This window comes from Oerskovia jenensis (assembly GCF_016907235.1).
GTDB classification, from domain to species: Bacteria; Actinomycetota; Actinomycetes; order Actinomycetales; family Cellulomonadaceae; genus Oerskovia; species Oerskovia jenensis.
Map to the genome: position 1 here is coordinate 1,753,462 of NZ_JAFBBO010000001.1, position 22,460 is coordinate 1,775,921.

General features: G+C 72.1%; 14 protein-coding genes. 6 read left to right on the forward strand and 8 right to left on the reverse strand.

Features of this window, described 5'->3' with window-relative positions; all coding sequences use genetic code 11:
* Positions 1–87: 87 nt before the first annotated feature.
* The 3 genes from JOD49_RS07905 (at position 88) to JOD49_RS07915 (ending at position 4,801) form a co-directional block, all read left to right on the forward strand.
* A complete protein-coding gene (locus JOD49_RS07905) occupies positions 88–918 on the forward strand; it encodes an ABC transporter ATP-binding protein (RefSeq protein ID WP_205306686.1) in 831 nt (276 codons plus the stop codon).
* A complete protein-coding gene (locus JOD49_RS07910; protein WP_205306687.1) occupies positions 918–3,500 on the forward strand; it encodes an ABC transporter permease in 2,583 nt (860 codons plus the stop codon). Before JOD49_RS07905 ends, JOD49_RS07910 begins: the two co-directional genes overlap by 1 nt.
* Positions 3,501–3,655: 155 nt before the next feature.
* Complete coding sequence (locus JOD49_RS07915) at positions 3,656–4,801, forward strand: glycerol dehydrogenase (protein ID WP_205306688.1); 1,146 nt, start codon at positions 3,656–3,658, stop codon at positions 4,799–4,801.
* A 113-nt stretch (positions 4,802–4,914) separates the two neighbouring features.
* On the opposite strand, the gene topA is transcribed toward JOD49_RS07915, so the two are convergent.
* The 8 genes from topA to JOD49_RS07955 all read right to left on the reverse strand — a co-directional run bounded on the left by topA (position 4,915) and on the right by JOD49_RS07955 (position 18,152).
* The gene (gene topA, locus JOD49_RS07920; protein ID WP_205306689.1) at positions 4,915–7,722 is read right to left on the reverse strand and encodes a type I DNA topoisomerase; all 2,808 of its coding nucleotides are present in this window, start codon (positions 7,720–7,722) and stop codon (positions 4,915–4,917) included.
* A 257-nt stretch (positions 7,723–7,979) separates the two neighbouring features.
* Entirely contained in the window at positions 7,980–8,861 is an 882-nt protein-coding gene (locus JOD49_RS20035; RefSeq protein ID WP_307822442.1) for a phosphatase PAP2 family protein, read from the reverse strand.
* A 309-nt stretch (positions 8,862–9,170) separates the two neighbouring features.
* Positions 9,171–10,259 (reverse strand): ABC transporter ATP-binding protein, encoded by a 1,089-nt coding sequence (locus JOD49_RS07930; RefSeq protein ID WP_205306690.1) that lies wholly within the window; start codon positions 10,257–10,259, stop codon positions 9,171–9,173.
* A complete protein-coding gene (locus JOD49_RS07935; protein WP_239525167.1) occupies positions 10,256–11,467 on the reverse strand; it encodes an ABC transporter permease in 1,212 nt (403 codons plus the stop codon). The genes JOD49_RS07930 and JOD49_RS07935 overlap by 4 nt, the downstream gene beginning before the upstream one ends.
* 4 nt (positions 11,468–11,471) lie before the next feature.
* Complete coding sequence (locus JOD49_RS07940) at positions 11,472–12,452, reverse strand: ABC transporter permease (protein ID WP_205306691.1); 981 nt, start codon at positions 12,450–12,452, stop codon at positions 11,472–11,474.
* Positions 12,449–13,525, reverse strand: a complete 1,077-nt coding sequence (locus JOD49_RS07945; protein WP_205306692.1) for an ABC transporter ATP-binding protein — start codon at positions 13,523–13,525, stop codon at positions 12,449–12,451. The genes JOD49_RS07940 and JOD49_RS07945 overlap by 4 nt, the downstream gene beginning before the upstream one ends.
* 102 nt (positions 13,526–13,627) lie before the next feature.
* On the reverse strand, positions 13,628–15,295 hold the full coding sequence (locus tag JOD49_RS07950; RefSeq protein WP_205306693.1) for an ABC transporter substrate-binding protein: 1,668 nt from the start codon (positions 15,293–15,295) through the stop codon (positions 13,628–13,630).
* 157 nt (positions 15,296–15,452) lie between these two features.
* A complete protein-coding gene (locus JOD49_RS07955) occupies positions 15,453–18,152 on the reverse strand; it encodes a beta-d-glucosidase (RefSeq protein ID WP_307822443.1) in 2,700 nt (899 codons plus the stop codon).
* Positions 18,153–18,250: 98 nt separating this feature from the next.
* Between JOD49_RS07955 and JOD49_RS07960 the strand changes: the two genes are divergently transcribed.
* The 3 genes from JOD49_RS07960 (at position 18,251) to JOD49_RS07970 (ending at position 22,408) form a co-directional block, all read left to right on the forward strand.
* On the forward strand, positions 18,251–18,928 hold the full coding sequence (locus tag JOD49_RS07960; RefSeq protein ID WP_191791808.1) for a TetR/AcrR family transcriptional regulator: 678 nt from the start codon (positions 18,251–18,253) through the stop codon (positions 18,926–18,928).
* A gap of 942 nt (positions 18,929–19,870) precedes the next feature.
* The gene (locus JOD49_RS07965) at positions 19,871–20,713 is read left to right on the forward strand and encodes a response regulator transcription factor (RefSeq protein WP_275588968.1); all 843 of its coding nucleotides are present in this window, start codon (positions 19,871–19,873) and stop codon (positions 20,711–20,713) included.
* Between the two features lie 3 nt (positions 20,714–20,716).
* Positions 20,717–22,408 carry a sensor histidine kinase gene (locus tag JOD49_RS07970; RefSeq protein ID WP_205306694.1) on the forward strand — a complete coding sequence of 564 codons (1,692 nt, stop codon included), beginning with the start codon at positions 20,717–20,719 and terminating at the stop codon, positions 22,406–22,408.
* Positions 22,409–22,460 lie beyond the last annotated feature (52 nt).

A 22,460-nucleotide genomic window follows, 5' to 3' on the forward strand; every position in this document is an offset into this window, starting at 1 on the left:
CGGTCTTGACGCGAGACGTCACCGATGTGTCGCACGTCACCCGTCCCCGGGGCCACGATGGAGACCTTCCGACCGAAGGGAGCTCCGATGGAGCCCGCCCCGTCCCCGTCCGGCCCGCCCGGGTCCTCCCGTCCCGCCACCGTCCCGGGCACGGGAGTGCCGTCGACCGCTCTCCCCGCGACCGCGCCACCCGGGACGGCGGCCTGGGCGCGCGACCTCGTCAAGACGTACGGCCAGGGCGAGACGGTCGTGCGCGCGCTCGACGGCGTCGACGTCGACTTCCGCACGGCCGAGCTCACGGCGATCATGGGGCCGTCGGGTTCGGGCAAGTCGACGCTCATGCACTGCATGGCCGGCCTGGACGCACCGACCTCGGGCAGCGTCGTGATCGGCGGGACCGAGGTGAGCCGCCTCTCGCAGCGGCGCCTCACCGCGCTGCGGCGGACCCGGATCGGGTTCGTGTTCCAGTCGTACAACCTGGTCCCGACGCTCACCGCGGCGGAGAACATCACGCTCCCCCTCGACATCGCCCGCGCCCCCGTGGACCGGGCGTGGTTCGACGAGGTCGTGGGCGCCGTGGGCCTGGGCGACCGCCTGCACCACCGGCCGTCCGAGCTCTCGGGCGGTCAGCAGCAGCGGGTCGCGTGCGCGCGCGCCCTGGTGTCGCGGCCGTCCGTGGTGTTCGCCGACGAGCCCACGGGCAACCTGGACTCGCGCTCGTCCGCCGAGGTCCTGGGCTTCCTGCGGCGCTCGGTCGACGAGCTGGGCCAGACGGTCGTCATGGTCACGCACGACCCGCGTGCGGCGTCGTACGCGCACCGGGTCCTGTTCCTCACCGACGGACGGATCACCGCCGACCTCGCGGCCCCGACGCGGCGCGACATCCTGGACGCGCTCGGGCAGGCGGAGGAGGACTGATGCTGCGGGTCGCGCTGCGCGGGGTCAAGGCCCACCTGGTCCGTTTCCTGCTGTCGACGCTCGCGGTGATGCTGGGCGTCGCGTTCGTCGTGGGCACCTTCACCTTCCGGGCCATGCTGTCCTCGACGTTCGACGAGATCATCGCCACGACGCTGGTCGCGGACGTGTACGTGCGGGGGGCCGAGGAGATCGACGACTCCACGACCGCGGGCAGCACCTTCGGGACGCCGCACTCCCCGGTCCCGGTCTCGCTCGCGGACACGGTCGCAGGGGTCGACGGCGTCGCGCGCGCCGTGCCCGACGCGTCCGGCCCGATCGTCCTGGTCGCGGCGGACGGCACGGCCGTCACGACGTCGGGGCCGCCGAGCATCGGGATCGCCGTGGGTCCCGACGAGCCGACCGTGACGCTCGCGAGCGGCGCGTGGCCCGTGGGTCCGGCGGAGATCGCCCTGGAGGAGAGCGCCGCGTCGACGGCCGACCTGACCACGGGGGACACGACGACGGTGGTTCTCGCGGGCGCGCCCCAGCCCGTCGCGGTCACGGGGATCTTCGCGATCGAGGCGGCCGCTGCGGGCACGATCCTGGTGGGCCTCGATCCCGCGACCGCGCTCGCGACCTACGCTCCCGACGGCACGGTCCCCACGATCTCGGTCTACGCCGCGGGCGACGTGTCCGAGCAGGAGCTCTCCGACCGCGTGGCCGAGGTCCTCCCGGCGGGCACCGAGTCCCTCACGGGCGAGGCCGTGCGCGAGGAGGCCCGCGAGGGGGTCGAGCAGATCCTGGGCTTCATCGAGACGTTCCTGCTGGTCTTCGCGGCCATCGCGCTGTTCGTGGGCGCGTTCATCATCGCCAACACGTTCGCGATGTCGGTGCGAGAGCGACAGCGCGAGTTCGCGCTGCTCCGCGCGCTCGGCGCCTCGCCCGCGCAGGTGTTCGCGTCGATCCTGGCGCAGGCGGTCGCGGTCGGGGTGCTCGGCGCCGCGACGGGGGTCGTGCTGGGGCGGGTGCTGGTCAGCGGGCTGCGCGCGGTGTTCGGCTCGACGGGCATGGAGCTCTCGGGGCGCGTGCCGCTGAGCGCGACCTCGGTCGTGGTCGCGATCTCGCTGGGCGTCCTGGTGAGCGTGGTCGCGGCCGCGGTCCCGGGCCGCCGCGCGGCCCTCACTCCCCCGGTCCAGGCCATGCACGACGACGTCGCACCGGACCGCGGGACCGGCACCCGCGCGGTGGTCGGGCTCGTGCTGGCGGTGCTCGGCGCGGGGCTCCTGGTCCTGGCCTCGCGGCTCGGCAGCTCGGCCTCGGCCGACCCGACCGGGTGGGCCCTGGTCGACGACCTCAACCCGCGGGTCCTGCTCGCGGTCGGTGCGAGCGCGGCGCTCGTGGGCGTCCTGGTCCTGTCCCCCGCGATCGCCGGGGCGGTGATCACGGTGCTGGCCGTCCCGGCCGTGGCCGCGATCCGTCCGCTGGGCCGGCTCGCGCGCGGCAACGTCACGCGCAGCCCGCGCCGCACCTCGAACACCGCGGGGGCGCTGCTGATCGGGATGGCGCTCGTGAGCGCGACCGGGGTCATCGCGGCCTCGACGCAGGCTTCGGTCCGCTCGATCGTCGACGAGCAGATGCGGGCCGACTACGTGGTCCAGGCGGCCGCAGCCACGGGTGCGCTCCCGCCAGGGGTCACGGAGGCCGTGACCGGGCTCCCCGCCGTCGGGCAGGCACTTCCCCTGCGGCTCGGGACGCTCGACGTCGACGGTGAGCCCAGCGGGGCCACGGTCGTGCCGCCCGGGTTCTTCACCGAGGCCCTCGACGCTCCCGTGGTCGAGGGCGACCCCGACCGCGCCCTCGTCGACGGCGAGGCCGTGGTCCGCCGGACCGCGGCCCGGGACAACGGCTGGACGGTCGGCGACTCGCTGACCCTCACGAGCGACGACGGCACCCGGACCCAGGACGTGACGGTCGGGGCGATCATCGACACCCAGGTGATCTCGTCCGACCTGGTCCTCGCCGACGCGACGTACGCGGACGTGGGGGCCGCCGAGATCCCGACGTACGCGGTGTACGTCACGGCCGCCCCGGGGATCTCGACCACCGAGCTGCGCGACGCGCTCACCGAGGCGGTCAAGCCGTTCCTCGTCGTCTCGGTGCTCGACCGCGAGGAGCTCGCCAACGCGGCCGCTGCCCAGGTGGACCAGGTGCTCGTGATCCTCTACGCGCTGCTCGGGCTGTCGATCGTCATCGCACTGCTGGGCATCGTCAACACGCTCGCGCTGTCGATCATCGAGCGCACCCGGGAGATCGGGCTGCTGCGGGCCGTGGGGCTCGGGCGCCTCCAGCTCGCGGGCATCATCACGATCGAGTCGGTCCTGACCGCGGTCTACGGGACCGTGCTGGGCGTGCTCACGGGCATCGCGATCGCCGCGGCCCTGCCGGGGGTGCTCGCCGAGCAGGGCCTGACGAGCCTCGCGATCCCCTGGGGGCAGGTGCTCGCGGTCCTGGGGCTCGCGGTCGTGATCGGGCTCGTCGCGAGCGTGTGGCCCGGGATCCGGGCGTCGCGCCTGCCCGTGCTGGAGGCCGTCACGGTCGACTGACGCTCCTCGTCTCGGACCGCGGGACGACGGCGGACGTCACACGGCCCCACCGGGCGCCGCGCCCGACTCCGACATAGCGTCGAGAGGTCGCCGGTCCCACGGAGCGACCCTCCACGGCCCGACGACGTCCCGCCCGTTCTCCGAGGAGGTCACCCATGTCCGAGGTCCCGATCCGCACCCTCATCAGCCCGCTGCGCTACGTGCAGTCGCGTGGCGCGCTGTCCCGGCTCGGTGAGTTCGTCGCCCCGATCGGCACCAAGCCGCTGCTGGTCGCCGACGACGTCGTCTGGGAGATCGTCCAGGACACCGTCGCCGAGTCGTTCCAGGCCGCGAACCTGCGCCGCGAGCGCGAGGGCTTCGGCACGTACGCGACCGCCGCGGCCGTCGACCACCTCGCGCGGCGCATCCGTGAGACGGGCTCCGACGTGATCGTGGGCATCGGCGGCGGCAGCACGATCGACGCGGTCAAGGCAGCCGGCCACCTCGAGGGCATCCGCTGGGTCTCGGTGCCGACCGTCGCGTCGACCGACGCGCCGTGCTCCGCGCTGTCCGTGATCTACACCGACGAGGGCGCGTTCGAGGAGTACCGCTTCTTCCCGCACAACCCCGACCTGGTCCTGGTCGACACCCAGCTCGTGGCCAACGCCCCGGTGAAGTTCCTCGTCGCGGGCATCGGCGACGCGCTCGCCACCTGGATCGAGGCCCGAGCCGTGGCCAAGGCCAACGCGACGACCATGGCGGGCGGCCTGCCGCTCATCACGGGCACCGCGCTCGCCGAGCTCTCCTGGAAGATCCTGTGGGAGAACTCGCTCGCCGCGATCGAGGCGGTCAAGGAGCACCTCGTGACCCCCGCGGTCGACGCCGTGGTCGAGGCCAACACCCTGCTCTCGGGGCTCGGGTTCGAGTCGGGCGGTCTCGCGGCGGCCCACGCGATCCACAACGGGCTCACGGCCGCACCGCAGACCCACGGCCTCACGCACGGCCAGAAGGTCAACATCGGCTCGCTGACCCAGCTCGTGCTGGAGGGGGCGCCGTCGCAGGAGATCCGCGACTTCGTCGAGTTCACGACGCGCGTCGGGCTGCCCAACACGCTCACCGAGATCGGTCTGACGACCGCCGACGTGGGTGACCTGCGCCGTGTCGCCGAGGCCGCGACGGCGCCGGGCGAGACGATCCACGCCATGCCGTTCGAGGTCCGCGTGCCCGAGCTCGTCGACGCGCTGCGCTCGATCGAAGGGCTCTCGCGTGCGATCCGCGCGGACGCGGGGCTCCCGGAGCCGGTCCGGTACACCCACCACTGAGGTTCCGCACGACGAAGGCCCCGGGCCGCTCCCTCACGGGGGCAGGTCCGGGGCCTTCGTCGTGCGCGGAGCCGCCTCGGCAGCCGTCGGTGTCCGCCGCCGAGCCGTGACCGCTACTTCTTCTCGGCCGTCGCCTTCTTGGCCGGAGCCTTCTTCGCCGCAGGCTTCTTGGCCGGCGCCTTGCGGGCCGGGGCCTTCTTCTTGGCCGGTCCGGCCGCGCGCTTCTCCGCGAGGAGCTCGATGGCCTTCTCCGGGGTGATCGACTCGGGCGTCAGGTCGCGCGGCAGCGTCCGGTTGGTCTCGCCGTCCGTCACGTACGCGCCGAAGCGGCCGTCCTTGACCACGATGGGCTTGCCCGACGTCGGGTCGTCACCGAGCTCGCGCAACGGCGGCGTGGCCGTCGCTCCGCGGCCGCGCTTGGGCTGCTTGTACAGCTCGAGCGCCTCCTCGAGAGTGACCGTGAACATGGCCTCCTCGGACGGGAGGGTGCGCGAGTCCGTGCCCTTCTTGAGGTACGGACCGTACCGGCCGTTCTGCGCGGTGATCTCGGCCCCCGTCTCCGGGTCCGTGCCCACGAGGCGAGGCAGCGACAGCAGGCGCAGGGCGTCGTCGAGCGTCACGGTGTCCAGGCTCATGTCCTTGAGCAGCGACGCTGTCCGCGGCTTGGGCAGCGCGGCCTTGGCCTTCTTGAGCGCCGCGGCCGACAGGCCCTCGTCGAACTTCGGCTCGGGGAGCTGCTCGGTCACGTACGGACCGTAGCGACCCGCACGGGCCACGATCGGGTTGCCCGACGCGGGGTCGGTGCCGAGGACACGGCCGTCGTCCGCGCCTGCGGCGAGGAGCTCGCGCGCCTTGTCGACCGTGAGCTCGTCGGGGGCCAGGTCGTCGGGCACCGAGGCACGCGGCGGGTTCTCGCCCTCCTTGACCTCGACCGAGAGATCCTCGACGTACGGACCGTACCGACCGACGCGGAGCTGGATGCCCTCGCCGATCTGGACCGAGTTGATGTCGCGCGCGTCGATGTCGCCGAGGTCGTCGACGAGCTGACGCAGCCCCTCGCCCTCCTCACGCCCCGTCCCGTCCCCGAAGTAGAACCGGGTCAGCCACGCGACGCGGTCCTTGTCGCCGGCCGCGATCGCGTCGAGGTCCGCCTCCATCTCCGCGGTGAAGTCGTAGTCGATGAGCCACTCGAAGTGCTCCTCCAGGAGCCGGATCACGGCGAAGGCGAGCCAGCTCGGCACGAGGGCCTGACCGCGCGGCAGCACGTACCCGCGGTCCTGGACCGTCGAGATGGTCGACGCGTACGTGGACGGGCGTCCGATGCCGCGCTCCTCGAGGGCCTTGATGAGGCTGGCCTCGGTGTAGCGCGGAGGTGCGGACGTCGAGTGCCCGTCGGCCGTGAGGTCGCGCCCGTCGAGCAGGTCGCCCTCGCCCATCTGGGGCAGGCGGGCGTCCTCGTCGTTGCGACGCCGGCCGGACTTCGCGGGGGTGCCGTCGGCCGTCTCCGCGCCGTCGTCGGTGCCCTCCTCGTACGCGGCGAGGAAGCCACGGAAGCTGATGACCGTGCCCGACGCCGCGAACACGGCCTCCTTGCCGGCGACCTCGGCGTCCGCACCCGCCACGGGCGCGGCCAGCCGCACCGACGCCGTCGACCCCTTGGCGTCCGCCATCTGCGAGGCGACCGTGCGCTTCCAGATGAGCTCGTACAGCTTGAACTGGTCGCCGCTGATCTCGCGGGCCACCTGGGCCGGGGTACGGAAGGAGTCGCCGGCGGGACGGATGGCCTCGTGGGCCTCCTGCGCGCCCTTCGCCTTCGACGCGTAGACGCGCGGCGAACCGGGCACGAACTCGGGCCCGTACAGCTCGGCGGCCTGGCGGCGCGCGGCGTCCGTGGCCTCGGCCGACAGGGACGGGGAGTCCGTACGCATGTAGGTGATGTAGCCGTTCTCGTACAGCGCCTGCGCGGTGCGCATGGTCTGCCGCGAGTTGAAGCGGAGCTTGCGGCTCGCCTCCTGCTGGAGCGTCGACGTCGTGAACGGCGCGGCCGGACGGCGCGTGTACGGCTTGGTCTCGAGGCTGCGGACCGCGAAGTCGGCCCCCTCGAGCCCACCGACCACGAGCGTCGCGGCCTGCTCGCCGAGCTGGACCACGCCGTCGCGCGCCGCCGCGGGCTTGAGCTGCCCGCGGTCGTCGAAGTCGCGGCCCGAGGCCACGCGCGCGCCGCCGAGCTGGACCAGTCGGGCGTCGAAGCTCTTGTCGGCGTCCTCGGCCTGCTTGTCGGCGAGCGAGAAGGTCCCCGAGACGTCCCAGTACTCGGCCGCGACGAACGCCATGCGCTCACGCTCGCGCTCGACGACGAGCCGGGTCGCGACCGACTGGACGCGCCCGGCCGACAGGCCCTGACGGACCTTGCGCCACAGCACGGGCGAGACCTCGTAGCCGTAGAGACGGTCGAGGATGCGGCGCGTCTCCTGGGCGTCGACCAGGTGCTCGTCGAGGTCGCGCGTGTTCTCGAGCGCCCGCTCGATGGCCTCGCGCGTGATCTCGTGGAAGACCATGCGGTGCACGGGCACCTTGGGCTTGAGCTCCTCGAGCAGGTGCCACGCGATGGCCTCGCCCTCGCGGTCCTCGTCGGTCGCGAGGTAGAGCTCGTCGGCGTTCTTCAGGGCGCGCTTGAGCTCCGCGACCTTCTTCTTCTTGTCCGCGTAGACCTCGTAGTACGGCTCGAAGCCGTCGTCGACGTTGACGGCGAACTTGCCGAACGGGCCCTTCTTCATGTCGGCGGGCAGCTCGGACGGCTGCGGCAGGTCGCGGATGTGCCCGACGCTCGACTCCACCTCGAAGTCGTCACCGAGGTAGCCCTGGATCTTGCGTGCCTTCGTGGGGGACTCCACGATGACGAGCTTGCGACCTGAGGACATCCGTTCCTGCTTTCCGTTGCTGCTGGTGTGGCTCTCGCCCGGAGCGATCTCCGGGTGGGCCGAGGTGCTGGGGGTGGGCTACGGCGTCGGGCAGGGCGTGGCGCTGGACCCCACCGTCTCGTTCCCACCGGCAGCCTATGACGTTACGCCACTGGCGCCAGGCGGCACCTTATCCGTTGTGGACAGCCCTCGTGACCGGGGCTCGTGGTCGTCCGGGACGCCGGGCGCGACACCGTGACCGGACCTGTGGACGACCGTCACCTGCGCGGGGGACGGGACGTGGCCTGTCGGAGCAGGAGGAGCGTCGCGAACGAGATCGCCGTGGCGGCGACCACCCCCGACGCGCCACCCACGTAGGCCGTGGTCTCCGCCAGGTCCGTCATGCCCCAGCTCGCGGGGTAGACCTCACGAAGGCACCAGGCCGCGACGAGCGCGGCCACGAGGCCACCTGCGACGAGGAGCACCGACACGACGACCGACCCCGGGTAGGCGCCGCTCCTGCCGGCGGGGAGCTCGTCCAGGGCCGAGGTGGGTGTGAACGCCAGGACCAGCGCTCCCCAGGCGAGGACGACGAGCACGGCCGCGACCACGTCGCTCGGTCGGTGCCACTCCCCTACGAGCGTCGAGATGCCCGTGGCCGCCGTGTACGTGCCGCCCAGGAGCGCGACGACGGGGCGATAGCCGCGCGGCACCGCCATCAGCAGCGCGACCGACACCGAACCGGCGACGGTCGTGTGACCGCTGGGGAGGCTGTTGCCGTTCCACCCGCCGATGAGGTCCGGGCGGTCGAGGACGACCTTCTTCGTGAGCTGCGTCGTGACGTTGGCTCCCACGACGAGGAACGCGACCTGGACCGCGAGGCCCCATCGACGCCGCAGGAGCGCGATGCCCATCGCGGTGCCCAGCCCGAGGACGACGAAGGACACGGAGACGACGTCGAGCACGGGGGACGCGAACGACCACAGCGTCCCCTGCCCGTAGTCGGCGCCACGGAAGGCCGCCTGGTCCAGGAACTGCCCCTGCTCGGTCGCCACGAAGACGTTCCACACCTGCCACGTGAGGACGACCGCGGCGACCGCGGTGAGACCCGCCACGACGCGTCCCGGCACGTTCGTCGCACCGCTGCCGGGTGCGTGCACGGGGCGTGCACCGACGGCCCGCGGGGGGGGCCGACGGGCGTGCGGTCGGCTGCGTCGTCGAAGGAGGGGGGAAGCTCACCCGTCCACCGTAGGTCACCGCGTGTGGGGATCCGGCAAAGAGAACGGGCAGGTCAGGGCGTGGCGGCGGGTGGTCTTTCACACCCCCGCCGGGAGCACCCTGCGACGAGCACGAGCCGGCCGACCCCCGACGCGGGGTGCCGACCGGCTCTGCTCGCGGGGGACGACCGGGCGTCCCCGCGGCCGAGGAGCCACCTGGGATCGTCGACCCCGGCGGCCCGGGTACGACCCTCAGACGCGCAGCTCCGCGGGGACCTCGCCGTGCCCGTCGTGGAGCAGGCACGCGACCGACCGGCCCGGTTCGCCGACACCGGGCAGGCCCAGCGACGTGGGGCCCAGCGTCGGGTGGACGTCGGCGCACGCGTCCAGGACGTGCGCGCAGCGGGGCCGGAACGGGCACCCGCTCGGCAGGGCCTGGAGGTCGGGCGGAGAGCCCGGGATGCCGACGAGCGGGCGCTTGGGCCCGTGCAGGGGCGGGAACGAGTTGAGCAGCCCGTGCGTGTACGGGTGGCGCGGGCGCCGGTAGACGTCGCTCGCGGACGCCTGCTCGACGATCTCGCCCGCGTACATGATCGCGATCCGGTCGGCGACCTCGATGAGCAGCGACACGTCGTGCGTGATGAACACGACCGAGAAGCCCAGGCGGTCGCGCAGCTCGATGATCTGCTCGACGATCTGACGCTGCATGACGACGTCGAGCGCCGTGGTGGGCTCGTCCATGATGAGCACCTTGGGCTCGAGCGCGAGCGCCATCGCGATCATGACGCGTTGGCGCATGCCGCCCGAGAGCTGGTGCGGGTACGCCGAGATGCGGTCCGTCGCGATCCCGACCATGGACAGCAGCTCGGCGGCCCGCTGGTTGCGGTCGAAGCGTGACATGCCGGGGCGGTGCGCCGCGATCGCGTCGGTGAGCTGCTTGCCGACGCGGTAGACGGGGTTGAGCGAGTTCATGGCGCCCTGGAACACGATGGCCGTGTCCTGCCAGCGCGAGCGCCGCAGCTCCTTGTCGCTCATGCGCAGGATGTCGACGGGTTCGTCGCCCGTCGCCCCCACTCCCCCGTGGAACAGGACCTCGCCGCCCGTGATGAGGCCGGGCGGGGGCAGGAGGCGGGTCGCGGCGTAGACGAGCGTCGACTTGCCGCAGCCCGACTCACCCGCGATCCCGAGCACCTCGCCCTCGTGCAGTGTGAGGTTCACCCCGCGCAGCGCGCGCACGGGCTCGGGGCCGTAGCCGTACGCGACGTGCAGGTCGCGGATCTCCAGCACGGGTCTGCCGGTCCCGGTGGAGGCCCCGGCGGGGGAAAGGTCGGTGACGGTCATCGGGCGTTCTCCTTGCGTGCGGTCGTGCCGTCGGTGTCGCGGTCGTCGCGCGTGCTCCCCGGGGTGCCCGGCCCGCCCGGGGTGGGCGTGCCCGTCCCCCTGCCCGACGGCGTCGCACCGGTCGGGGTGGGCGGCGCACCCGGGCGCGTGGCGCCGTCGGGCCTGCTGGTGCTCGTGGCGCTCGCCCGGGACGCGACCGGCGCGCCCTCGCGGACCACGGCCGTGAAGCCGATGCGCGGCGAGATGCGGCGCCTGCGCAGAGCACGCGGGCTCGCGCCCGTCGAGCGCAGACGCGGGTTGACGAACTCGTCGATCCCGAAGTTGATGAGGGTCAGCGCCATACCGAGCATCGCGATGCACAGGCCCGCCGGGACGAACCACCACCACGCGCCGCGCGAGAGCGCCTGCTGCTGCTCGGCCCAGAAGAGGATCGTGCCCCAGTTCCAGTCCGAGATGGACGTCACGCCGATGAACGCGAGCGTCGTCTGCATGAGGATCGCGAACGTCACGGTGCCTACGAAGCTCGACGCCATGATGGCCGTCAGGTTCGGCAGCGTCTCGAACCACACGATGCGCCACGTCGACTCGCCGTTGGCGCGCGCGGCCTCGACGAAGTCACGGCGGCGCAGCGACAGGGTCTGGGCGCGCAGGATGCGCGCACCCCACGCCCAGCTCGTCGCCGCCAGGATGAGCGCGACCGTCAGGCCGCCCGCGTCGGGGAGCTGGCCCGCGACGATGATGATGAGCGGCAGGGCGGGGATGACGAGGAAGATGTTGGACAACGACGAGAGCAGCTCGTCGCTCACGCCGCCCAGGAAGCCCGCGCTCACGCCCACCAGGATCGACAGGAGCGTCGCCCCGATGCCCGCGACGAAGCCGACGATCATGACGCCGCGCGTGCCCACGAGGATCTGGGAGAACACGTCCTGGCCCACGTGCGTGGTGCCGAGCCAGTGCGCGGCGCTCGGGGGCTGCAGGACGTCGGGCGACATGGCGCTCGGGTCGTAGGGCGCGATCCACGGGCCGATCACCGCGAGGATCGCGAAGAAGCCCAGGATCGCGAGCCCCGTGAAGGACTTGCCGTTGCGCAGGAACAGGAGCTTCTGCTTCTTGCGCGTCCCCTTGCGGCGCCGGGGCACCTCGGGGGCGAGCGGCTCGGAGCCGGTGTCGAGCTGGGCGTGGTCCATCTGGACGGGGATGCCGGTCATCTTCTCAGCCCTCCTGTCGGGTGCGCGGGTCGAGGACCACGTAGGCGAGGTCGGCGAGGATGTTCGCCACGAGGACGGACAGCGTGATCATGAGGAAGATGCCCTGCATGAGGGGGTAGTCGTGCGCGCCGATCGCCTGCAGGAGCGTGAAGCCCACGCCCTGGTAGGAAAAGACCTTCTCCATGACGAGCGTCCCGGACACGATGAATCCGAGCGACAGCGCGAAGCCCGAGACCTGCGGCAGGATCGCGTTGCGGGCCGCGTAGCCGAACATCACGCGACGCTCCGAGAGGCCCTTGGCCTGCGCGACCGTCACGTAGTCCTCCGAGGTGACCGTGACCGTCATGTTCCGCATGCCGAGGATCCAGCCCGCTACCGAGGACAGCACGATCGTGATCGCGGGCAGCGTGCCGTGCTCGATCACGGAGCTGATGAACTCCCAGCTCCACCCGGGCACGAGCCCCGGCTGGTAGGCGCCCGACGACGGGAAGACCGACCACGTCACCGAGAAGAGCATGATCGCGACCAGGCCCAGCCAGAAGTACGGCACCGAGGAGAAGAAGGTCGTGATCGGGAGGAGGCCGTCGGCCCACGAGCCGCGCCGCCAGCCGATGACGACGCCCAGGAACGAGCCGAGCAGGAAGCTGATGACCGTCGCGATGCCGACCAGGCCGATGGTCCACGGCAGGGCCTGCGCGATGACCTCGCTCACGGTGCTCGGGAAGAGCATGATCGACAGACCCAGGTCGCCCGAGAAGAGCATCTTCCAGTAGTCGACGTACTGCTCCCAGAGGGAGGCGCCGCTGTCGAGCCCGAACAGGACGTACAGGGACTCGCGGGCCTCGGAGCTGATGCGGCCCTGGTTCTTGTTGATGAAGGACGACACCGGGTCGCCGTCCATCATGCGCGGGATGAAGAAGTTGATCGTGATGGCCGCCCACGCGGTGATCACGTAGAAGACGATGCGTCGCAGGAAGTACTTCATGCCGACACCCCCACTCGTGCAGCGCCGAGCACGGGCAGCAGGTCCCGCTCGGCAGGTTCGACGTCGGACGCTCCCACGTAGCCCCAGCAGGCGACCTGGCGGCCGTCGCCCACGGGCACGAGGCCGGGGACCGAGCTCCGGCACAGGTCCGTCGCGAACGGGCAGCGCGGGCTGAAGCGGCAGCCCTCGGGCGGACGGACCATCGACGGCGGCTCACCGTTCGCGCCCGTGCGGTCCTGCGCCGCGAGGTTCTCGGGGTCGGGGGCCGAGCGCACCAGGAGCTGGGTGTAGGGGTGCGCGGGCTCCTGCGTCACGAGCTCGCTCTCGCCGTGCTCGACGATGCGCCCCGCGTACATGACGCGGGTCTCGTCGGCGAAGTACCGGGCCGAGGCGATGTCGTGCGTGATGTAGAGGATCGCGATGCCGAGGCGGTCGCGCAGGTCCTTGAGGAGGTTGAGGATGCCGATGCGGATCGACACGTCGAGCATCGAGATGGGCTCGTCGGCGAGCAGGACCTCGGGGTCCGCGGCCAGGGCGCGCGCGATCGCGACGCGCTGGCGCTGCCCGCCCGAGAGCTCGTGCGGGTACTTGTCGACGTACCGCTCGGGCTGGAGCTGCACCCTGGTGAGCAGCGCCTCGAGGGCGTCCTCGAGCGCCTGCCCGCGCAGCTTCGGCTGGTGGATCCGCAGCGACCGCGTGAGCGTGTAGCGGATCGTGTGGACCGGGTTCAGCGAGCCGAACGGGTCCTGGAAGATCATCTGCACGCGGCGGCAGTACCGGCGGAAGGCCCGGCCGCGGTGCGCGGTCACGGGCTCGCCGTGCAGGAGGATCTCGCCCGACGTCTGCGTGTACAGGCGGGCGAGGAGCCGCGCGATGGTCGACTTGCCGGAGCCGGACTCCCCCACGAGCGCGACGACCTGGCCGCTGCGCAGCGAGACGTCGACGCCGTCGACCGCGTGCACGACGGCGTGGGACCGCAGCCCCTTGACGGGGAAGTGCTTGGTGAGCCCGCGGGCCTCGAGGACGGGCGCGTCGGGCGGGGGCGCGGGGGCGTGGTGCGTGTCGGAACTCATGGGTGAACCTGACTGCTGGGGGGGGAACGGGGTGGAGTCAGCGCTGACCGGCTGCTCGCGAGGGGGCGGGGCCGTGGCCCCGCCCCCTCGCTCACGAGACGATCAGGAAGCCGGCTTCAGCTTCGTGAGGATCAGCGACGCGTTCGCCGTCGTCGGCTGCGGGTTCGCGTACGGGTCCTCGTCCGAGGGCCAGCCCACGAAGTTCTTGGTCGAGTACTGGGCCGCGGCCGGGCGTCCGAGGAGCGCGATGGTCGGGACCTCGTCGACGAAGACCTGCTGGACGGTCTCGAGCGCGGCGGTACGGGCTGCCTCGTCCGTGGCGTTGGCGTACGTGGCCAGGGCCGCGGTCGCCTCGTCGTTCTTGAAGCGGCCGAAGTTCCAGTTGGCGCGCTCGCCGAGCGGCATGTACTGGGCACCGTCCATCTGGTTGGAGTAGGTGTCCCAGGGGGTCGCGCCGCCGTCCGTCCAGTGCATGGAGGCCTGGAAGTCGCCTTCGGCGATCGCGGTGAACCAGGCGTCGGCGTTCTGGCCCTCGACGGTCGCGGCGATGCCGAGGGGCTTGACGGCGTCGGCGACCATCTGGAGCTCGGTCAGGTAGTCGGACCAGCCCGTGGGGTTGGTGAGCGTGAAGGTCACGGCGTTGCCCTCGGGGTCCTTGAGGGTCGTGCCGTCGAGGGTGTAGCCGGCGTCGGCGAGGACCTTCTTGGCGCCGTCGACGTCGACCGTGTACTTCTTGCCCTGGAAGGGCGCGGTGATGAAGTCGGTGCCTGCGGGCTCGGGCATGCCGGTGACGTTGAGCAGGGGCGGGAAGACGCCCGAGGACGCGAGGTCGGAGATCTGCTGGCGGTCGAGGACCATCTGGACGGCCTTGCGGACGGCGACGTCGTCGAACGGCTCGGTCTCGGTGTTGAGGAAGAGCGTGTCGACGCCGAGGCCCGTGGGGGCCCACTGGTTGTTCACGTCGGGGTTGTCGTCGATGTAGACCTTCTGGTAGTCCGGGATGAAGGTCCATCCCCACTGCGCCTCGCCCGAGACGAGGGCGTTGGTGAGGGCGTTGTTGTCGTTGTAGGAGCTGTAGCGCAGCTCCTTGACGCCGAGCTCGCCACCCCAGTAGTCGTCGCGCGCGGTGAGGGTCGCGGCCTGCGCGGTCCAGGACTTGAGGGTGTACGGGCCGGTGCCGACGGGCTCCTCGTTGGTCCAGGTCGTGGGGTCGTCGACGTCCTTCCAGATGTGCTCGGGGACGATGAAGAGCTGGAGGATCTGGGCCTGCTTGACGAACTGGCCCGAGGTGAAGGAGACCGTGACCTTGTTGCCGTCGACCGCGATGTCGCCGAAGGGCAGGGCGAACGTGTTGAGGCCCTCGTTGTCCTTGCGGATCTGGAACGAGTAGGCGATGTCGTCGGCGGTGAAGTCCTCGCCGTCGGACCACGTGACGCCGTCGCGGGCCGTGAGCGTGAGCTGCGTGTAGTCGGCGTTCCACTCCCACTCGCTCGCGAGCCACGGCGTGGGGTCCTCGGAGGGCCGCACGGTGTTGACCTGGGCGAGCGGCTCGTAGATCGCGAACGCGTAGCCGAGCGACATCGCCGACGACGTGTTCGCGAAGGGGTTCGAGTTGTCGGTCTGCGGGCCGTTGGGCATGCCGATCGTGAGCACGTCCGAGCTGCCTGCCGACGAGGTGCCCCCGTCGCCGCTGCCGCCGCTGCATGCGGTGGCGACCAGGGCGAGGGACGTGAGCCCGATGATCGCCGTGCTGATCCTGCGCTTGTTCATGAGTGCCTCCTTGCACTGAAAAAACTGGACGAACCGTACGTGCGGTCCGCGGTGAACCGGTCATCTTGCTGGTGGGACGGGGTGGGGCTGGGTCGTGCGGGTCGTGCGTTCGGGGAGCTGGTCGAGCGGGTCGCCCTGGTCGACCAGCGCCCCGGGGTCAGTCGGGCAGGGTCGCCCGGAGCCGGAGGTCGCGGATCGACCGGCCGGCCCGCAGGACGTGCCCGCCCGCAGCGGTGACCCACTGCTGCGCGGGGACGTCCCAGGTCTGGAAGGCGCGTGCGGGGACGCACACGCGAACCGTGGTGGTCTCGCCCGGCCCGGCGTCCACGACGGCGAAGCCGCCGAGCCAGCGCACGGGGCGGTGCGGGGCGCCGGACGCGTCGTGCGACGAGGCCGCGCCGGGTTCGACGTAGACCTGCACGACCTCGCGGCTCGTGCGGGTGCCCGCGTTGCGGACGGTCACGTCGATCAGGACGTTCGAGCCGTCGTCGGGCCCGACGACCGTCGCGCCCAGGTACTCCCACTCGGACCAGCCGAGGCCGTGACCGAACGGGGCCGCGGGCGTGGTGCCCGTGCGCTCCCACGCGCGGTAGCCGACGTCGAGCCCTTCGGTGTACTCGACGACGCCCTCGTGCGGGATCGCGTGCGGGACTGGGACGTCCTCGGCCCGGGCGGGCAGCGTCCAGGGGAGACGGCCCGAGGGCTCGGTCACCCCGAGCAGCGCGTCGGCGAGACCGGTCCCGGCCTCCTGCCCGCCGAGCCAGGCCCACAGGACGCTGGGGGCGTCGTCGAGCCACGGCAGCAGGACGGGGGCGCCCGCGTTGACGACGACCACGGTCCTCGGGTTGGCGGCGAGGACGGCCTCGACCAGCCGGTCCTGGTCGCCGGGCAGGTCGAGGTCGGGGCGGTCGTAGCCCTCGGACTCGACCTCCTCGGTCGTGCCGATCACGACGATCGCGACGTCGGCTGCGGCGGCCGCGGCCACGGCGTCGTCGAGCAGCTCCTCGGCGCTCGCCCCGGGCAGCCGGTGGACCAGCTCGCCGCGCACGAACGACGCGTACCCGACCGCGTGGACGACCTGGAGGGTCGCGTCGAGGTGGGTGGTGCGCGGCTCGGCGACCTCGACCGTCACGGTGCGCGCGACAGGGTGGTTGTGACCCGAGCTCAGCACGACGTCCTCGTCGACCACGACGTCGCCGGTCGATACGACCTGACCCTCGACCGTGACGGTGTGGACGCCGACCGTGCCGATGCCGAGCTCGTGCGTGCCGGGCTCGTCGAGGTCGACGTCGGCGCGGACCCGCACGGCCACGGCGTCGGCGCGGACGTCCTGGAGCCAGCCGTCCCACGTCGGGGCCGTGCGGGAGTCGAGGACGTCGCCGTGGGCGTCGAGCAGCTCGACGCGCAGGCCCGGCGCGCCCGTGAGCGGGTCGCTGCACCGGCCGGCGACGTCGAGAGCGGGCGGGTTGGAGCGGGAGCGCGCGCCGTCGTGGACGAGGAGGCGCGTACCCTCGGGCAGCCCTGCGCGGATCTCCTCCTCGGGGGTCGAGACGCGGTCCGGGACCACGAACGACGAGCCTCCGCCCTGCAGGAAGGGGGCCGTCGCGGCCGGGCCGAGGAGCGCCACGGTCAGGGGGCGCCCCGGGGCCGCGAGGGCGGCGGGGTCGAGGGGGACGAGCCGGACCTCCCCGCCGGGCACCCCGGCACGCGGTGCGACCGGCGAGTTCTTGAGCACGACGATCGAGCGTGCGACGAGCTCACGGAGGAAGGCGGCCGACGCCTCCTGACCCGTGAGCCCGTCGCGGGCCGACGACGCGGAGGAGGGTGCGCCGTCGGGCTGGAGGCCGGACTCCGTGCCGGAGCCGGTGCCGGGGGCGGAAGGCCCGCCGAGGTCGAGCGCGCCCACGCGGTGGGCCAGGCGCAGGAGGCGCAGGACCTTGTCGTCGAGCTCGGCCTCGGCGACCTCGCCCGAGCGGACGGCGTCGAGCAGGCCGTCGCCCCAGGGGCCGTCGGGGCCGGGCATCTGGAGGTCGAGCCCGCCCTCGACCGCGCCCCGGATCGACCTGGTCGCGACCCAGTCGCTCACGACGACGCCGTCGAAGCCCCACTCGTCCTTGAGGATCCCGGTGAGGAGCGGGCGGTGCTCGAGGACGGGCGCGGCGGTCTCGCCGTCGTCGACGCCCGAGTAGGCACCCATGACGCTCCAGGCCTGGGCCTCGTGCACGACGCGCTCGAACGGCGGGAGGTAGACCTCGCGCAGCGTGCGCTCGTCGAGGCGGGCGAGGTAGCGCGTGCGCTCGGTCTCGGAGTCGTTCGCGACGTAGTGCTTGACGCTCATGCCGACCCCGTTCTCCTGCGAGGCGCGCACGAGCCGGACCGCGATCTCGGCCGTCAGGTGCGGGTCCTCGGAGTAGCACTCGAAGTGGCGGCCGCCGACGGGCGTGCGCTGGAGGTTGATCTGCGGGGCGAGGACCACGTGGACGCCGTGGCGCCGGGCCTCGGACGCGAAGAGCGCGCCCGCGCGGGTCGCGAGGTCGAGGTCCCAGGTCGCGGCGAGCGCGCTGGGGGCGGGGAACATCGCGGAGGTCCGCGCTCCCGCCGCGACGCCGTCGGTCTCGCCGCCCGTGCCGCGCACGCCCACGGGGCCGTCGGACATCGCGACGGCCCGCAGGCCGATGCGCTCGATCGGGGTCGTGGTCCACATGCCCGCGCCGACGACGAGGGAGACCTTCTCCTCGACCGTGAGGTCTGCGGTGAGGCGCGCGAGGCGTTCCTCGGTCCCGTCGACGTCGACCGCGCCCTCAGGGCTGACGTCGGGGGTGACGTCGGTCGTGACGTCGTGGGTCTTCAGTGACACCAGGTGCTCCGTTCGGACGGCGTTGTCTGCTGGCCGATATACAACCACACTTACTTACAGGTCAGTAAGTCAACGAAGATCACAGTATGGTTGCGGTCATGACAGAGGCCATACCGGCGCGCACGCGCCGACCGCGCAAGGGCACCGCCGCCCGGCGCGAAGAGATCCTGCGCGCAGCCATGCGCGTCTTCGGGTCCAAGGGGTACCACCAGGGCTCGCTCGCCGAGGTCGCCGAGCAGGTCGGGATCACCCACGCCGGGGTGCTCCACCACTTCGGGTCCAAGAACCAGCTCCTCATCGAGGTCCTCGAGTTCCGGGACGTCGTGGACGTCGAGCACCTCGAGGGCAAGCACATCCCCGGCGGTCTCGACCTGTTCCGCCACCTCGTCACGACCGCCCGGATGAACGCCGAGCGCCCCGGCATCGTGCAGGCCTACACCGTCCTGACCGGCGAGTCCGTGACCGACCAGCACCCCGCGCGCGACTGGGCCACGCGCCGTTTCGCAGGCCTGCGCGGAGACATCACGAGCGCCCTGACCACCGTGATCGCCGAACGCCGCGAGGCCGGCCTCCTGACCCCCGAGGACGACGTCGCGCTCGACCCCGTCGCGCTCGACCGCGCGGCCAGCACCATCATCGCCGTCATGGACGGGCTCCAGACGCAGTGGCTGCTCGACCCCGACGCGGTCGACCTCGCCGGCGCCACGGCCTTCGCGATCGAGGCGATCCTCGCCTCGACGCTCGCCGCCTCGCACCGGGAGCGGCCGCTCGACTGAGGGCACGCCACAAGCCTCAGAGCTCCCGCCGCTCGCCTTCGGGTCCGTGAGGGACGGGGCACCGGTACTCAGGCACGTTTCGGCCAACGCCTACATGCGCCATTAACTCCTCGATCCGCTCCCCACCCCGACCGGACTGGCGTCATTCGTGTACTGGCTTCGTCAGAACCGGAGGAGACGCGACGTAGTCCAGGGGCACTCCCGTGGACGAAGGTCGTGCGGGCGCTGATTCAAGGAGCGCTCCCGTTGGGACGTGTTCCGTCGGGAGCGATGATGGGGCTCAGCTCGATTCACCTAACGTTCCTGCCGTTGGCCAGATGGAACTCCCGCCGACGGACCTAGGGGACTTGGTGCCGTGTCTCTGATACCCTCCCCGGCATGTACAGGCATCGGCGCTTGACCTTTCCCGCCTTGGCGTGCCTCATGGTGCCTGCCACCTTGATCTCGGGTTGCTCGAGTAATCTTGACTGCCCCGCCGATGGCGCCTCCAACACGCTGGTCGTTTCGTTTCCCGGTGACCTGCCACCGGGCTCGATCATCGAGGCGAGTTGTGAAGCCACAGAGGCTTGTTTCGGGCGTGAGGCTGGTGGCGACGAAGAATCGCGCACCATTAGTTTCCCCGGCTCCGTCCCGGACGAGACAACGATCACCGTCAAGGACGCTTCGGGAACCGTCATATACGCTGACACCTTGAGGATCCCGTGGAAGACCGAAGAGAACCCGTGCGGCTCCACGGCTACGGCGGAGGTGACTCTGGAGCAGCCTGACTAGCAGTTTCGAATCAAACAAGCAAGAGGGGGCATCAGTGAAAGCAAGAACAACAAAAAGGTCGACTTCGATCGTGGCCGTTTCGATCCGCATGATCCTGCCGAAACGGGGCCTCACAGTCGACTCATAGGAACAGCACAGGCGCGGCCGAGACACCGCGCGCACCATGGACCCATGACCACGACCCCCGCGCCCACGGAACCCCTCGTCTCGCCTCGCGCCCCCGAGCGCCTGACCCGGGCCGACGGCTCCCCCGTGCGCGTCCTCGTGGTCGACGACGAGCCCAACCTCGCCGAGCTCCTCACCTCGGCCCTGCGCTACGAGGGATGGGACGTCTCGACCGCCCTCGACGGGCAGTCCGCGATCCGCACGGCCCGCGACGTCGGGCCCGACGTGATCGTGCTCGACGTCATGCTGCCCGACCTCGACGGCCTCACCGTGCTGCGCCGCATCCGCGCGGTCTCCCCCGACGTGCCCGTCCTGTTCCTCACGGCCCGCGACACCGTCGAGGACCGTGTCGCCGGGCTCACCGCGGGCGGCGACGACTACGTGACCAAGCCGTTCAGCCTCGAGGAGGTCGTGGCCCGGCTGCGCGGCCTCATGCGCCGCGGCGGCGCGACCGCCGCGCGCGAGGACTCGACCGTCGTGGTCGGCGACCTGGTCCTCGACGAGGACTCGCACGAGGTGTTCCGCGGGGGCGACCCCATCCACCTGTCGGCCACCGAGTTCGAGCTCCTGCGCTACCTCATGCGCAACGCCCGGCGCGTCATGTCCAAGCCGCAGATCCTCGACCGCGTGTGGAACTACGACTTCCGCGGGCAGGCCAACATCGTCGAGCTCTACATCTCCTACCTGCGTCGCAAGATCGACAAGGGCCGCGAGCCCATGATCCACACCCTGCGCGGGGTCGGGTACGTCATCAAGCCCGCCGACGGCGGCTCGGGCAGCGCGGACACCGCGGGCGCCGACAGCGGCCGGCCGGCGAGCACCACGCCCGACGGCGCCGCGAGGGCCTGACGCGTGACCTCACCCCGGGCGTCGCTCACCGCACGGCCGCGCACGCTGCGCAGGCAGCTCGTCGTGGTCCTCGTCGGCATCCTGCTCGTGCTCAGCGTCGCGCTCGCGGTCAGCTCGACGCTGGCCCTGCGCACGAGCCTGGTCGACCGTCTCGACGACGAGCTCGTCCAGGCGAGCCAGCGCGCCGAGCGCGGCCCCTTCGACCGTCCTGGCGACGGAACGCCCCCCGCCCAGGACCCGGGCGCCGGGACCTCCCCGGGCGAGGCGCCGTCGTCGGGCACGGGGAACGACGATCCCCTGCCGCCCGGGCAGGGCGCAGGGACCGTCAACGTCGTCTACTCGGGCGGCGAGGTGCAGTTCGCCGGGTACGTCGACGACCGGGGCGACCGCCGCGAGCTCGACGCCACGCAGATCGCCGAGCTCGAGTCGGTCCCCGCGGACGGGAAGCCGCACGACGTCGAGGTCACCGACCTCGGGACGTTCCGCGCCATCTCCACGACGACCGAGCGCGGCGAACCGTCGATCACCGCCATGAGCACGGCCTCGGTGACGCAGACCCTCGAAGGATTCCTCCTCGTCGAGGTGCTGCTCGCAGCGGTCGGGATCGCGCTCGCGTCGGTGCTCGGCACGTGGCTCGTCCGCCGCTCGCTGCGCCCGCTCGACTCGCTCGCCGACGCCGCCGTGCACGTGTCCGAGCTGCCGCTCGACCGCGGCGAGGTCGGCGAGATCCCGCGCGTCGACGAGCAGTTCACGGACGAGCGCACCGAGGTCGGCCAGGTGGGGGCCGCGCTCAACCGCATGCTCGACCACGTCGAGGCGTCGCTCACCGCGCGCCACGAGTCCGAGACGCAGGTCCGCCAGTTCGTCGCCGACGCGAGCCACGAGCTGCGCACGCCCCTCGCGTCGATCCGCGGGTACTCGGAGCTCGTGCGCCGCTCCCCCGACCAGGTCCCGCCCGACACCCTGCGCGCGCTCGACCGCATCGAGTCCGAGGCGCTGCGCATGGGCGACCTCGTCGAGGACCTGCTCCTGCTCGCCCGGCTCGACGCGGGCAGGCCGCTCGACCGGGAGCCCGTGGACCTCGCGGCGCTCGCGATCGACGCGGTCGCCGACGCGCACGCGGCCGGCCGCGACCACGTGTGGGAGCTGGACCTGCCGGTGGCCGAGAGTGACGGCCCGGTGCTCGACGGTGACGAGGCTGCCGCCGAGGGCGACGTGCTGTGGGCCGACGGCGACGACACGTTCGACCTCCCCGACGTCACGGTCGTGGGCGACGAGGCACGGCTGCGTCAGGTCTTCGCGAACCTGCTGGGCAACGCCCGCGTCCACACCCCGCCGGGCACGCGGGTGGTCGTGAGCGTCCGGCCCGACGGCGAGGACCACGTCGTCCTGTCGGTGACCGACGACGGCCCCGGTATCCCGGCCTCGCTCCGGCCGTCGTTGTTCCAACGGTTCAGCCGCGGGGACTCGGCGCGCAACCGGGTCGGGGGCTCGACGGGGCTGGGCCTCGCGATCGCGCAGGCCGTGGTCCAGGCGCACGGCGGCGAGATCACGGTGCGCGACGCGGCGGCGACGAACCTCGCCCGGCCGAGCCCTACGGGCACGGGAGCCGACGACGCGGGCCCGGCTCCGTCGTCGGGCACGACGTTCGAGGTCCGCCTGCCCCGTTCCCTCGGGGGCCGAGAACGGGGTTGAGGTCGTCATCCGTCGGACAACGGCCTCAACCCCGTTCTCGGCACCCGAGACG

Coding starts and splice junctions, on each gene's coding strand:
- JOD49_RS07930 (WP_205306690.1), bottom strand. CDS start 10,259: ATGACCGTCACCGACCTTTCCCCCGCCGGGGCCTCCACCGGGACCGGC.
- JOD49_RS07940 (WP_205306691.1), bottom strand. CDS start 12,452: ATGAAGTACTTCCTGCGACGCATCGTCTTCTACGTGATCACCGCGTGG.
- JOD49_RS07960 (WP_191791808.1), top strand. CDS start 18,251: ATGACAGAGGCCATACCGGCGCGCACGCGCCGACCGCGCAAGGGCACC.
- JOD49_RS07945 (WP_205306692.1), bottom strand. CDS start 13,525: ATGAGTTCCGACACGCACCACGCCCCCGCGCCCCCGCCCGACGCGCCC.
- topA (WP_205306689.1), bottom strand. CDS start 7,722: ATGTCCTCAGGTCGCAAGCTCGTCATCGTGGAGTCCCCCACGAAGGCA.
- JOD49_RS07910 (WP_205306687.1), top strand. CDS start 918: ATGCTGCGGGTCGCGCTGCGCGGGGTCAAGGCCCACCTGGTCCGTTTC.
- JOD49_RS07905 (WP_205306686.1), top strand. CDS start 88: ATGGAGCCCGCCCCGTCCCCGTCCGGCCCGCCCGGGTCCTCCCGTCCC.
- JOD49_RS07950 (WP_205306693.1), bottom strand. CDS start 15,295: ATGAACAAGCGCAGGATCAGCACGGCGATCATCGGGCTCACGTCCCTC.
- JOD49_RS07965 (WP_275588968.1), top strand. CDS start 19,871: ATGACCACGACCCCCGCGCCCACGGAACCCCTCGTCTCGCCTCGCGCC.
- JOD49_RS07915 (WP_205306688.1), top strand. CDS start 3,656: ATGTCCGAGGTCCCGATCCGCACCCTCATCAGCCCGCTGCGCTACGTG.
- JOD49_RS07935 (WP_239525167.1), bottom strand. CDS start 11,467: ATGACCGGCATCCCCGTCCAGATGGACCACGCCCAGCTCGACACCGGC.